The organism is Mesorhizobium sp. 2RAF45 (genome assembly GCF_052115225.1).
Classification (GTDB): Bacteria; Pseudomonadota; Alphaproteobacteria; order Rhizobiales; family Rhizobiaceae; genus Mesorhizobium; species Mesorhizobium jarvisii.
In genome coordinates, this window is record NZ_JBFRGG010000013.1 from 103332 (window position 1) to 116290 (window position 12959).

Sequence of the window (12959 nt, forward strand, 5' to 3'; positions counted from 1 at the left end):
ACCGCCATGACCGCAAGACGCGACATCGAAGCCATCACGGAGCGCATCCGCCAACGTTCGAAGGCGGGCCGCGAGCGCTATCTCGGCCGTATCGCCGAAGCGTCGAACCAGACCGCCAACCGGTCGGTTCTATCCTGCGGCAACCTCGCCCACGGCTTTGCGGTGTGCAGCCCCTCGGAGAAGCTGGCGCTCGGCGCCGACAAGGTGCCCAATCTCGGCATCATCACCTCCTACAACGACATGCTGTCGGCGCATCAGCCCTTCGAAACCTTCCCTGCCCTGATCAAGGAGGCCGCGCGCGAGGCCGGCGGCATCGCCCAGGTGGCCGGTGGCGTGCCGGCGATGTGCGACGGCGTCACGCAGGGCCAGCCCGGCATGGAATTGTCGCTGTTCTCGCGCGACGTGATCGCCATGTCGGCGGCGGTCGGCCTGTCGCACAACATGTTCGACGCCGCCGTCTTTCTCGGCGTCTGCGACAAGATCGTACCGGGATTGGTGATCGCGGCGCTGACCTTCGGCCATCTGCCGGCGGTGTTCATCCCGGCCGGACCGATGACGACCGGGCTTCCCAACGACGAGAAGGCCAAGGTCCGCCAGCTTTATGCCGAGGGCAAGGCGGGGCGCGCCGAACTGCTGGAAGCCGAGTCCAAATCCTACCACGGGCCGGGCACCTGCACCTTCTACGGCACGGCGAACTCCAACCAGATGCTGATGGAGATCATGGGCCTGCACACGCCCGGCGCCTCCTTCGTCAATCCCGGCACGCCGTTGCGTGATGCGCTAACCCGCGAAGCGACGAAGCGGGCCCTCGCCATCACCGCGCTCGGCAATGCCTATACGCCGGTCGGGCGGATGATCGACGAGCGGTCCATCGTCAACGGCGTCGTCGGCCTGCATGCCACCGGCGGCTCGACCAATCATACCATCCACCTGATCGCCATGGCGGCGGCAGCCGGCATCGCACTGACCTGGCAGGATATTTCCGACCTCTCGGAAGCGGTGCCGCTTCTGGCCCGCGTCTATCCGAACGGGCTTGCCGACGTGAACCATTTCCATGCCGCCGGCGGGCTCGGCTTCCTGATCCGCGAACTGCTTGACGAAGGCGTGTTGCACGAGGATGTGCAGACGGTGTGGGGCGAAGGACTGCGGCCCTATGCGGTCGAGGCAAAGCTCGGTGCCGACGGCTCTGTGGTGCGCGAGGCCTCGCCGCAGGCCAGCGGCGACGAAAAGGTGCTGGCGCCGTTCCACAAGGCGTTCCAGCCGACAGGCGGCCTGAAGGTGCTGGCGGGCAATCTCGGCCATGCCGTCATCAAGACCTCCGCCGTCAAGCCGGAACGACGCCTCATCGAGGCGCCGGCGAAGGTGTTCGACAGCCAGCAGGGCCTGAACGATGCGTTCAAGGCCGGCACGCTCACTGGCGATTTCATCGCCGTCATCCGCTTCCAGGGTCCGAAGGCCAATGGCATGCCGGAACTGCACAAACTGACGACCGTGCTTGGCATCCTGCAGGACCGAGGCCAGCGCGTCGCGCTGGTGACAGACGGGCGCATGTCGGGCGCTTCCGGCAAGGTCCCGGCGGCGATCCATGTGACGCCGGAAGCCGTCGAGGACGGGCCGATCGCCCGGATCCATGACGGCGACATCATCCGCCTCGACGCCGATGCCGGAACGCTGGAGGTGCTGGTGCCGGGAACCGAGTTCGCGCTGCGCCGCACCGCCGAAGCCGACCTCATCGGCAACGAGTTCGGCTTCGGCCGCGAGCTTTTCGCCGGCTTCCGGCAGCTGGTGGGCCGTGCCGACCATGGCGCCAGCGCCTTCGGAACCGCCTGATATTCCTGACTTCCAAAAGAAAAGGGCGGCCTTGAGCCGCCCTTTTTTGTTTGTCCTGCCGGATGCTACTCGACTTTGAGTTCACTCCGCTCGCCGGCCTTGACCGTGAAGGGCGTTTCCTTGTCGGCCTTGTCTGTGGTGAAGTTGGTCACGAGCACGTAGTCGCCCGCCGCCAGCGTGGACTGCATCTTTTCGCCATAGGCGTAGGTCACCTGCTTGCGTTCGCCCTGGATGTTCTTCTTGGCCTCGTAGATCTTGAAGCCATCCGCGCCTGGCGCGTCGACGGCCAGGACGCCCGCGTTCAGCGTCACGTTGACATCGGTCATCTGCCCGACCGTCACGCTGAAAGGCTGTTCCGTGGACACGGCCTGCACGTCGACACCGATCACATAGTCGCCCGGAGGCAGATCGAACTGGCTGTCGGGGCCGTAGGCGTAAGTCACCTGATCGCGGCTGCCATCAAGCTTCTTGGCCGCCTTGTACACCTTCCAACCCACATCGGTTTCGGCCTTCTCGCCGCCCTTTGTGTAGAAGGCGTTTGCCTTGGCCTTGCCGACGCCGACGATCATGTCCTTGTCGACGACCTGGCCGGCGGCAAGCTGCATGGTTTCGCTTGCCTCGCCGGCTCCCAGCTTCACGGTGACCTTGGTCTCGCCGGCCGGAACGACGAACTTGACCTCGCCATAGTTGCTGTCCGACGTGCCGCCGGGATAGGCGATGCTGATCTGCGCATTGCGGTCGACATCGGCGCCTGGCGCCGGCCGGGCGTGGATGGAGAGCTCGGCGGCGTTTAGATTGAGCGCAAGCTCTGTTGCCTTGTCCGCCGTCAGCGTGACCTTCTGCTCGGCCTTGGCGCCGCCGCTCGAGGCGACGACGATGTAGTTGCCAGCGGGAACGTGGAATTTGACAGCATTGTAGCCGTCATTGACATGGTCTCCACCGACACCTTTGGCATCGTCCGGAAAGACTTCATAGTAGACGTCGATCTTCGGCACCTCGCCGCCCTCTTTCAAGAACGCTTGCGGGATGAGGTTGTAGTCGACCTCGGCGGCTTTCGGCGCAGGCGCCAGTGCGGGAGCCGGTTCAGGCGCGGGTGCCGGCGCCGGCGCAGCGACGGTTTCGACCAAGGCTTCCTGCAACGCCTTCTCATCGGAGGCCTGGATGTATTTGCCGCCGGTGTTTTCAGCCAGGCACGCGATCTGCTTGCCCTCGTCGGCTGTCAATCCGAAGCCGACGACATCGGCGGTGAAGTCGACGCCGGATGCCTTGAGTTCCTTGCCCAGTGCACAGGGGTCGCCGCCGCAGGTTTCGAGCCCATCGGTGATCAGGACGACGGTTGCCTTGTCCTCGGTGTATTTCAGCGCTTCCGCCGCCTGCTTGACGGCCGCCGTCAACGGCGTCTTGCCAAGGAATTTCAGACTGTCGGCGGCATCCGTGATGGCGCTTGCCGAGCCTGCCTGAGGCGGCACGATCAGCTGAATGTCCTCGCAGCTGCCTTTTTCGCGATGGCCGTAGGCCATGAAGCCGATCTCGTCGTCGGCGGGAACCGATTGAAGCACGGTCCTCAGAGATTCCCTGGCGATTTCGAGCTTGGGCTTGCCGTCGATCTGCGCCCACATCGAGCCGGACGCATCAAGAATGATGATGACCTTGTTTGCGGCAAAGCCGAACGTCGTCATCGACAAAAGGAGGATCGCCGCAGCGAAGCTCCGCGCAAATACCGCCATCGAAATCTCCTGAGTTAGCCCCCTAATCCGCACAGGGAAGCTATTTGAGGCGGCGTCAGGACACAAGCCCGGCGCGGCCGTGTCGCTCAGGCCTCTGGGCGGGGAAAAAAGCGTTCATGCGGCAGGATCGCCCGAGCAGCAGGCGTCTTGGAGCCAGACCGAAGCCCCGGCTCAGTAGGTGGTGCGGCGCTCTTCCGAAGGCGGCCTGCCGAACTGCAGCCGGTAGCTCTGGGCGAAATAGGAGTGCGAGGTGAAGCCGGTCGCGATCGCCACGTCGAGGATCGGCATGTTGGTCTGGCGCAGCAATTCGCGCGCCCGCTCCAGCCGCAACCGCATGTAGTAGCGGCCCGGCGTGACGTTGAGGTGGCGCAGGAACAGACGCTCGACCTGGCGCACCGAAAGGCCGGCCGATTTGGCGAGTTGCACCGCCGAGAGCGGCTCGTCGAGATGGTCGGCCATCAGCTCGACGATGCGCCTCAGCTTCTCCGACTTGCCGGTCAGATCGCGTTCCGGCCCGACGCGCTGGCGGTCGCCGGCCGAGCGGATGCGCTCGTGCTGGAACTGGTTGGCGACGCCATTGGCGAGGTTCGAGCCGAAATCGCCGCGCACGATCTCCAGCATCAAATCGATCGAGGTCGTGCCGCCGGCGCAGGTGTAGCGCTTGCGGTCGATCTCGAAGACATTGCCGGTGCAGTTGATGTCGGGGAAGCGCTCCATGAAGCCGGCGCGGTTTTCCCAATGGATGGTGCAGCGGTAACCGTCGAGCTGGCCGGCCTCGGCCAATAGGTAGGACCCGACCGACAGTGCTCCGAGCGCGTTGCCGCGCCGGCCCCAGCTGCGCAACGCCGCCAGAACCTTGCTCTTGCCGGGAAATTCGGTTGTCAGCCCTACCGAAACGAAGAGGATGTCGACCGGCGGCAGGTCGGCGACGGCATAGTCGATCTTGAGAGGCAGGCCGTTGGACGCCATCACCGGATCGCCATCGGCCGACACCGTGGTCCAGCCATAGAAATCGCGGCCGAGCAGACGGTTCGCCGACCGGAACGTGTCGATCGCCGCGGCCAACGAGAACATGGAAAACTTGTCGACCAGCAGGAAGGCGAACTGCCGGCCACCTTGAACGGGATCAGTCGTGACCGGCCGTTCCGGGGAAATGGTGGGGTTCGGCAAAACTGGCGCTTTCAGGGTCAACCCGGGCTCAGAAAGAGGGCCGCTTCAATCCGGCCGCAAGGTAGGCAGAAGCTAACGTATTGGCCATCAGCATGGCAATGGTCATCGGCCCGACACCGCCGGGCACCGGCGTGATGGCGCCGGCTTGCTTGGCCGCCTCGGCATAGGCGACATCGCCGACGAGGCGCGACTTGCCCTCGCCCTTCTCCGGCGCGGGAATGCGGTTGATACCGACATCGATGACGGTGGCGCCCGGCTTCACCCAATCCCCCTTGATCATTTCCGGCCGGCCGACGGCGGCGACCAGGATGTCTGCCGTGCGGGCAAGCGCCGGCAGGTCCTTGGTGCGGCTGTGGGCGATGGTGACGGTGCAGTTGGCGGCAAGCAGCAGATTGGCCATCGGCTTGCCGACAATGTTGGAGCGGCCGACGACGACGGCGTTGAGGCCGGACAGGTCCTTGCCGCGCACGCGCTCGATCAGAAGCATAGAGCCGGCCGGCGTGCAGGGAACGAAGGCCGTGTCGAGCTCGCCCGTGCCGAGCTTGCCGACATTGATGAAATGGAAGCCGTCGACATCCTTCTGAGGCGCAATCGCCTGGATGATCTTGCCGGCGTCGATATGGGCGGGCAGCGGCAGCTGCACCAGGATGCCGTTGATGGCCGGATCGGCGTTGAGGTCAGCGATGATCTTGAGCAACGCCTCTTGGGAAGTCTCGGCCGGCAGCGTGTGCTGGAGCGAATGAAAGCCGCATTCCTTGGCCGTGCGCGACTTGGAAGCGACATAGACCTGGCTGGCCGGATCCTCGCCGACGATGACCACGGCCAGACCAGGCTTGGCGTTGCCCTTGGCGACCAGCTCGGCGGTCAACGCCTTGACCGTCCGCACCACATCCTCGGCAACGCTCTTTCCGTCAATCACTTCGGCCATGAACCATCCTCAACCCTGTTTCGCGCAACGCCGCTTTCGAGACGCGATGTCCCGGCGCCGGCAACATGCAGTGCGGCATTGTCACGAAAATTCCGGCACGCAATCCCGTCAAAGCGCCGTCCAATGCCGTTTACGCGAAAACCGGGAGGGTTTTATTCGGCCTCGGTGATGTATCTTGTGGCTCAGAAGTAGCGGCGGCGGGCGCGGCTCTCGGTGAGTTCGCGGACCGCCTCGCGGAATTCGCGCAGGCTGGCACGAATTTCCTCGATCGGCGCCTGTTCGGCGCCTTCCTCAACCGGCGAAGGCTCCACCGATGGCTGCGGTGGATAGGCCGGTGGTTGCGGCGGCGCGGGCTGCGGCGGATACGGCATGTGCCCGGCATAGGGCGCCATGGCTTGGGTATAGGGGTAACCTGCAGGCGGCGGCGCCTGCCAGGGCTGCATCGAGCCGGCCTGTAATGCAGGGGGATAGGGCGGCGGAGCCGGATAGATCGGCAGTGGCGGCATCAGGGGCGACCGTGACGGCGGTCCCATCGGCTGGGAATAGGTGGCATCGAAGCCTGGCGGGAAAGGCGGCCGCGAGTAGTCCGACGACCGCGGCATGAAGGCGGCATCCGGATTCGGGAAGCCGGAGGGCATAGCAGCATCCGCCGGCCGCGCCTTGTCGCCAAAGGCGGCGAATTCGCTGTCATCGTCCGCCTCAGTGGATGGCTTGCGGGACAGAGCATTGCGCAATTTCGCCATGAGCGCGGCGACCCGCCCGGGCCGCTTGGCGGGAGCGGCTTCGGCGTGTGCCAAGGGCGGTGGCGGTGCTGGTGGCGGGGGTGGCACCGGCGGCACGGGCGCTGCCGGCATTGGCGACGCGGGCGGCGGTGCTGCCCGGAATGCCTGGTCTTCGACAGGCGCCTTGCGGTCGCGGCGCGAGCGCGATGTGGCGGTCTCGCGCAGGCTTTCATAGGCGCCGCGCATGGCACCGAGACCAACACCGGAGGCAAAGCCCAGGAACAGGCCGGCAAGCGCCATCACGACCCGCGATGGACCGTTCGGCTCGAGCGGAATGGAGGGCGGCGAGATGACGGTCATATTGGCGGTATTGATGCCCTTCTGCTCGCCAATCTCCTTGGCGCGCAGAAGATATTGTTCATAGACCGAGCGCTTGGCCGCGGCGTCGCGTTCCAGTTCGCGCATCGAGACCAGGTCGCTGTTGACGTCGCCGCTGCGGACCTTCATCTGCGCCAGTTGGGACGAAAGGTCCTGTTGGACCTGGATCGAGCGTTTCAGGTCAACCTGCAGCGACGAGGCGATGCGGCTGAGTTCCGCGGCAATGCGATCGCGTGCGCCGGCCAGCTGCGCGTTGAGCGCCTGGAGTTCGGGATGGCGCGGACCCAGCCGGACCGCGGCACGATCGGCCTCCTGCTTGAGCGTGGCATATTGCGCGCGCAGATCGCTCATCGTGTTGGAATTGATTTCTTCCGGCAAAGTACCGCCAAGCACCGAATTGACATTGATCGAGCGGGCGGAGGCAGCGCGGGCGTTCAGTTCCGCCGTACGCGCGCGAGCAACCGACAGTTGCTCGTTGACCTTGAGCATCTGATCATCGCTGATCAGGTGGCCTTGCGCGTCGACAAGGTCGTGCGTGGCTCTGAAATCCTCGACCTTGCGCTCGGCCGCCTCGACGCTTTTGCGCATCTCCTCGAGTTTTGCCGTCAATTCGTTGTTGGCCCGGCCGGCGGTGAGGGATTGAAATTCACCCGAGGTCTGCAGAAAGACATCCGTCATCGTTTCCGCGATGCGCGCCGATTTCTGGGCGTTCTGGGTGGTGACGCCGATCATGATCGTGGAGGTCTTGCCCGCGCGCTCGACCGAAAGGCTTTCAGCCAGATTGCCGACGGCAAGCGACAGGCGACGCGGTTCATCGGCACCGCCTGGTCCGTCGTGGCGCAACAGGATCGAGCGGATCAGTGACATGGCGCCCAGGCCGCCCGAGCCTTGGCCATTGAACTCCGGATCGTCGGCGAGATTGAGCTTGTTGACGACCTTGCCCAGCACCGTGCCCGAGGTCAGCAACCTGATCTGGTTTTCGACATTGACGAGTGTCGCGTCAGGAACAACCGCCATCTGGGTGAGGTCACGGTCCGAAAGTTTCAGGTCGCGCGGATCGACGACCAATTCGGTCATCGATTCGTATTTCTTCGGTGTCGACAGCGCGATCGCGACGCCGAGCCCGGCACCGATCAGGGTGGTGGTGATGATCAGCAGTTTCGATCTGGCAATGCCACGCACGACCTGCATCGGATCGATCAGCGGCTTCCACTGTTGATCGTCCCTGCGATCGTCAAAGGATGCATTGGCCTCGCCTGCCTGGCGGGATCCGGCCGTGTCATGCGAGCGAGTGCTGCCGGAAGGTTCTTCAGCGGACTGCCTTGAATCCGGCATGGCCGGCTGCAGATTGTCGGCGTCCTCTTGCGAGCGCCAGGCGTCGTCTTGTGCAGCCGCTTCCCGCTCTGGCCGCAAGCGTTCTGTTCCGGCGGCGGCGGACGGCGTTGGGTTCGTCCGCGCTTCGCGCCGTGAACGGGCAAGGCGATGGCGCGTGGCGGCATCCTCGCGCCATGCCGAATCCGCGCGATCGCCTATCGAGACCAGGGATGCGTCGTCCTCACCGCGCATGGCCTGGCCGAGCGCCAGCAACGAACGCTCGCGCCTCCAGTCTTCACGGTTTTCCCTGTCGACCATTGTCTTGGAGCTTCACTCTTTGGCCGCTGGGCAGCGGCGGTCGGCTATTCGTTAAGCCACGCTAAACAAGCATAGGAAACAAAAGGTTAATTTCGGCAGGCCGGCGTGTAAGCTTTCCATAACCTCAAGCGCCGGAATTTCAGCGCCTTCGGGCCTCAGAACGGCACGTTAAGCTTTCCCGCCTATGGCTTCCCGGCACATGACCGAAGCTCGCGGCATACCGCAAAGGCGCACTTTCGCCCGGATCGGCACTTTCGTGGCCGAGCGACGGGGGCTGGTGCGCGACTATTTTTCGGCGATCAGCGGCGCCGGCGGGCGACTGGTGTTTTCGCTGGCCTATTTCATCGCCCTTGCCAACACTTTGTCGATCTCCGAATTCGGCATGTTCGCCACCGCTTCGGCGGCCGGCGTGATGCTGTCGCGGATCCTGGCCTTCGGTTTCATCTCGGCGCTCTACCGCACCGCCACCATCCGCCCCAATCTGATCGGCACCTTCACGGCCGGCTTCCTGCTGCTCGGCGTCGTTTCGCTGCCGCTCCTGACGCTGGCCTCGTTCGGGGTCTACCTGATCTTCTTCGCCGGCACCGTGCCGCTGTCGGTGTTTTCGGCGATCGTGTTTGCCGAAGCGCTGTTGTGGCGGCCGGTCGAGGTGGCGCTGATCGTCAACAACGGGTTGGGCAAGTTCGGCCGCGCTGCGATCCTGGCGATCATGGCGACGGCACTGCGGGCGCTTGGCGCGGTGCTGTTCATGGTCTCGGCGCAACACAGCATCTGGGCTTGGTCGTGGTTCTATATCGGCGCCAACGCCGCCTCGCTGGTTCTGGCTTTCGGCTGGTTCTATCCGCGCCAAAGACTGCGGCTGCGCATCGAGCTCTATCTCAGGCGGCTTGCCGATTCCATCTACGTCGCCGGCGCGGAAGTGTTGTTCTACCTGCAATCGGAATTCGACAAGCTGCTGGTGCTGGCGATCGGCGGCCCGCATCTGGCCGGCATCTATGCCATCATCATGCGGCTGGTCGACCTGACCGCGATCCCGATCCGCACCTTCTCGATGATGCTGGTACAACGCATGATGCGCGCGCCGGACCTGTTGTCGCGGCTGGCGGTCAAGAGCGGCATAGAAGGCGGCGTGTTCCTGGTTTCGACGCTGGCGCTGCTGGCGCTCGGCATCGTGCTGCATTTCTTCCCCAACGCCCTCGGCAGGAACGTCTCCGAGGCCGCGCCGCTGGTGGCGCTGGCAATCTGCGTTCCGGGATTGCGCAATCTGGTCGAATACCAGGCGGAGCTTCTGTTCGCGCGCGGCCAGACGGCGGTGCGGGCGCTCAATCTCGGCTTGTTAGCCGCCCTGAAGGCGCTGCTTTTGACCTATGTGCTAACCACCATCACCGATACGTCAACGCTGGTGCTGTCGCTCAACATCGTCTTCCTGCTGCTCTATCTCGCCTCGATGCTGCTGACCTATTCGGCGCTGCGCAGGCCGGCGAAAGCAATCTGAATTCAGGTGAGGCCGGCCTGCAAACAGCGGCTCCCTGCGCTTCCGGTGCTCACGTACAGTAGTACGCTCCGCTCCGGTTCTCGGAAGCCACTGTTTTCGGCTCGTCCTGACCTGAATTCCTGCTCAGGCTAACCCAGCCCGATCAGACGACGGATGCGGCCGATATCGGTGCCGATGAAGGATTGCATGCCGATCGCCACCTGCTGCGGCGCCATGCCGGCAACGAAGCGGCGAAACTCGTCGTCCGATAAGGCCTCTCCCGTCCAGTGGACGCGGCAGAATTCCTCAGAACCGTGGAAGTGGCCGGCACCGTCCTGCAGATCGTCGACATAGCGACCATAGATCATGCATTCGGAGAATCTGCGCGCCGAGCCGACCACCTCGACCCAGGCGCGGCCATGGGCCTTCTCGATCTGGCCGCACATGGCAAGCACGGTGTCGCGGCGCCAGGCGATCAGCGTCGAGATATAGTCGTGGGCCGACGCGCGCGACGGGTCGATGCCGAGCGCGGAACCCGCATTGCGCGACCAGATGCGATGCTCGTCGTGACCGTCATCGGCAAGCACGCCGTCGCGGCGGAACAGCCGCGCCTTGCCGTCGCGCCAGAAGGCGCCGCAGTCGAAGGCCTTCAGGAAAGCGACGTCGGAATCGCAGAAGACCAGAACGTCTTCCCGGGCATGCGCCGCGATGGCAATGCGGCGCAGCTGCTGCACGTGCCAGCCACGCAGCGGCTGCGTCTTCAGGCTGAACCAGACACGCCGGCGGAACAGGCTAAGCGGATCGTCGAAAGCGCGCAGCCAGCGCGGCAGCAGGTCACGCTCGTCGACAACTGTGCGCCGGTTGGTCTCCAGCTGCCGGAAAAGCGCGACGTCGCGGTGTTCGACCAGGATGTAGTGGTGCGCGGCGCCGGAAACATGCCGGTCAAGCGTTTCGCACAACAGGCGGCAGCGCTCGAAATCCGGCGCGTAGCTCGCCGTCACCACCGCCGCCGTCGGCGTCTCCGGCAACAGGCCCGGGCCGACGAGAGCGTCTGGAACGAACCTTTTGTTCAACGGAGCTCTCCGGCCGTTTCGGCGCCGCGCGACCATCTCTGCTTGACGACCCGCCACAGGAACACCGGATTGCCGACGACGTAGCGGCGCCAGAGCCGGCCCGGCTCGACCGCCAGCCGGAACAGCCATTCCAGGCGCATGCGGCGCATCCACAGCGGCGCGCGGGGCACCGAGCCACTCAGGAAATCGAGCAGTGCGCCGACCGCGACCGGCATCGTGCAGTGGCGTTCGTCGATGTGGCGGGCGATCCACAGTTCCTGGCGGGGCACGCCCATGGCGACCAGCAGCATATCGGGCCGCAGCGCCGCGATCCGGCCAATGATCTCCGGCTCCTGCGCGGCGGAGAAATAGCCGTCATGAATGACCACGAAATTGTGCTGCACGGCAAGGGCCGCGAGCTTGACCGACGCCGCCTCGGCGTTGACACGCGTCGCGCCAAGCAGGCCGACGGTCATCGGCCGCGTCGAGGCCTGCAGGAAGGCCGGCACGAAATCGGTGCCGTTAAGATTGTCCGGAAAGGGCGCGCCATAGAGAAGCTGCGCGGCGAGATCGACGCCGATGCCGTCCGGCAGGATGAGGAAATCGTCGAGCGCCTCGGCGAAGACCGGGTCTGAATAGGCGATGTTGGCATTGTGGGCGTTGAGGAAACTGACCTTGGTGAAGCGCCGCTCGGCAATCAGGCGGGCAAGCAGGGCGATGGCATCGTCCCAGCGGATGGCGAGCACGGAGATGCCGAGGATCCTCTTCAAGCTGTCGAGCCCGAAGGCCGCGCGGGCGGTGTGCATATTCATGCAAACACCTCCTGCCTGACGGCCCCGAGTTTTTCCAAGCCATGCCGGATGGCGACATCCAGCGCCTTGACCTGCCGATGACGGAACGCGCCGCCATCGACGTCCCTGATATCGGCGGCCGCGGCCTCCAGGGCCCTGGCGAAGCCGGCCGGATCGTCGGTGACGACGCAATTGTCGGGGCGATAGTCGATGCCGCGCAATGAGCGGCTGGTGGCGACCGAAGGCAGGCCGAGTTCGAAGGTCTCGATGGTCTTCAGCTGCACGCCGCTGCCGGCGGTGCTGATCAGCGGGACGACGGCCGCGCCGCACACGAACGCCCTGGCATCCGGGACACGGCCGACAAACTCGACGCCCGGATGCGCCGAGGTGACGCCCGAAGGCACGTGGCCGGCGATGCGGATGCGGAAATCGGGCCGCAGTTGCGGCACCACCTTGCCCAGGAACCAGTCAAGGCCAATGCGGTTCGGCTGCCAGGTCCAGGTGCCTATGAGGGCAGCGTCGCATTCAATCCGGCGCGGGCCGTTCCGGGTTGGCGCCTCGGCGCCGGTCACCAGCGGCAGCACCGCCGATCGGTCGGCGGCGGCGACACCGAGTGCCGCCCGGTCTTCCTCGGCCAGCGTGAAGACATAGCGTGCGCGGCGGCAGAGACGCTCTTCCACGACCTTGAGCAGCCTTGCCTCGCGGCGGAACAGCAGGCGCTGGAAGGGGCCGGCGGCAGCAGCCGCGTTCTCCCGCGCCGAGAGATGCTCGACATTGTGGGCGACGAAGATCGAAGGCTTGTCTTCGAAGAGCTTTTCGAAGGCGCCGGCGAACTGGACGGAATTCAGCACATAGCCATCGAACGGCCCGGCCTGTTCGAGAGCGGCCTGCACTTCGTGCTCGGATACCGCACGCAGCTTGACCGAGGCGAAGGTAAGGCCCGACAGCATCGCCTTGCCGACCCAAGCGAGCTTTTGCGGCGCCGAGGCGCTTTCCGTGCGCACGTCGATCGCACCCAGCACAACGGTGTTTTCCGGGTCGGCCGCGGCCTTCCCGGGCCAGGTGAAACCGATGACCGTGACGCGCGCGCCGGCCCGCCGCAACGCAGCGATGATCGCAGCATTGGCGATCTCGTAGCCCGAGGCGAGAGCGCCGTCGGGCACGATCGATGTGGCGAACAGCAGATGCATCTCACCTATCCTGTGGTGTAGCCGGTAGCAAAGCGCGGTGAACCCTTGATTAAGCGAGCACAATC

9 protein-coding genes are annotated in these 12959 nt (G+C 65.0%); 2 read left to right on the forward strand and 7 right to left on the reverse strand.

Features of this window, described 5'->3' with window-relative positions:
• Positions 1 to 6: 6 nt before the first annotated feature.
• Positions 7 to 1830, forward strand: coding sequence for a phosphogluconate dehydratase (gene edd, locus AB4Z43_RS26575; RefSeq protein WP_019860338.1), 1824 nt, complete (start codon positions 7 to 9; stop codon positions 1828 to 1830).
• 65 nt (positions 1831 to 1895) lie between these two features.
• Here edd and AB4Z43_RS26580 read toward each other — a convergent pair whose 3' ends face one another.
• From AB4Z43_RS26580 to AB4Z43_RS26595, 4 genes are all read right to left on the reverse strand, one after another.
• The gene (locus AB4Z43_RS26580; RefSeq protein WP_019860339.1) at positions 1896 to 3557 is read right to left on the reverse strand and encodes a vWA domain-containing protein; all 1662 of its coding nucleotides are present in this window, start codon (positions 3555 to 3557) and stop codon (positions 1896 to 1898) included.
• 171 nt (positions 3558 to 3728) lie between these two features.
• Positions 3729 to 4727, reverse strand: a complete 999-nt coding sequence (locus AB4Z43_RS26585) for a GlxA family transcriptional regulator (RefSeq protein ID WP_032920700.1) — start codon at positions 4725 to 4727, stop codon at positions 3729 to 3731.
• Between the two features lie 28 nt (positions 4728 to 4755).
• Positions 4756 to 5655: a bifunctional methylenetetrahydrofolate dehydrogenase/methenyltetrahydrofolate cyclohydrolase FolD gene (folD, locus tag AB4Z43_RS26590; RefSeq protein WP_038644621.1), complete on the reverse strand. Its 900-nt coding sequence runs from the start codon at positions 5653 to 5655 to the stop codon at positions 4756 to 4758.
• Positions 5656 to 5837: 182 nt separating this feature from the next.
• Entirely contained in the window at positions 5838 to 8387 is a 2550-nt protein-coding gene (locus AB4Z43_RS26595; protein ID WP_441939583.1) for a GumC family protein, read from the reverse strand.
• A 199-nt stretch (positions 8388 to 8586) separates the two neighbouring features.
• Between AB4Z43_RS26595 and AB4Z43_RS26600 the strand changes: the two genes are divergently transcribed.
• Positions 8587 to 9882, forward strand: a complete 1296-nt coding sequence (locus tag AB4Z43_RS26600) for a lipopolysaccharide biosynthesis protein (protein WP_038644617.1) — start codon at positions 8587 to 8589, stop codon at positions 9880 to 9882.
• A 128-nt stretch (positions 9883 to 10010) separates the two neighbouring features.
• Here the strand turns inward: AB4Z43_RS26600 and AB4Z43_RS26605 are convergent, their stop codons facing one another.
• The 3 genes from AB4Z43_RS26605 to AB4Z43_RS26615 are packed head-to-tail and all read right to left on the reverse strand — an operon-like array spanning position 10011 to position 12894.
• Positions 10011 to 10934, reverse strand: a complete 924-nt coding sequence (locus AB4Z43_RS26605; protein ID WP_441939585.1) for a DUF6492 family protein — start codon at positions 10932 to 10934, stop codon at positions 10011 to 10013.
• Positions 10931 to 11725, reverse strand: coding sequence for a WecB/TagA/CpsF family glycosyltransferase (locus AB4Z43_RS26610; RefSeq protein WP_441939587.1), 795 nt, complete (start codon positions 11723 to 11725; stop codon positions 10931 to 10933). The genes AB4Z43_RS26605 and AB4Z43_RS26610 overlap by 4 nt, the downstream gene beginning before the upstream one ends.
• Entirely contained in the window at positions 11722 to 12894 is a 1173-nt protein-coding gene (locus tag AB4Z43_RS26615) for a glycosyltransferase family 4 protein (protein ID WP_441939589.1), read from the reverse strand. Before AB4Z43_RS26615 ends, AB4Z43_RS26610 begins: the two co-directional genes overlap by 4 nt.
• Positions 12895 to 12959: the final 65 nt, after the last annotated feature.

What these genes read in the sequence shown, in the direction of transcription:
- edd (WP_019860338.1), top strand. Translation starts at nt 7, where the DNA reads ATGACCGCAAGACGCGACATCGAAGCCATCACGGAGCGCATCCGCCAA.
- AB4Z43_RS26580 (WP_019860339.1), bottom strand. Translation starts at nt 3,557, where the DNA reads ATGGCGGTATTTGCGCGGAGCTTCGCTGCGGCGATCCTCCTTTTGTCG.
- folD (WP_038644621.1), bottom strand. Translation starts at nt 5,655, where the DNA reads ATGGCCGAAGTGATTGACGGAAAGAGCGTTGCCGAGGATGTGGTGCGG.
- AB4Z43_RS26595 (WP_441939583.1), bottom strand. Translation starts at nt 8,387, where the DNA reads ATGGTCGACAGGGAAAACCGTGAAGACTGGAGGCGCGAGCGTTCGTTG.
- AB4Z43_RS26600 (WP_038644617.1), top strand. Translation starts at nt 8,587, where the DNA reads ATGACCGAAGCTCGCGGCATACCGCAAAGGCGCACTTTCGCCCGGATC.
- AB4Z43_RS26610 (WP_441939587.1), bottom strand. Translation starts at nt 11,725, where the DNA reads ATGAATATGCACACCGCCCGCGCGGCCTTCGGGCTCGACAGCTTGAAG.
- AB4Z43_RS26615 (WP_441939589.1), bottom strand. Translation starts at nt 12,894, where the DNA reads ATGCATCTGCTGTTCGCCACATCGATCGTGCCCGACGGCGCTCTCGCC.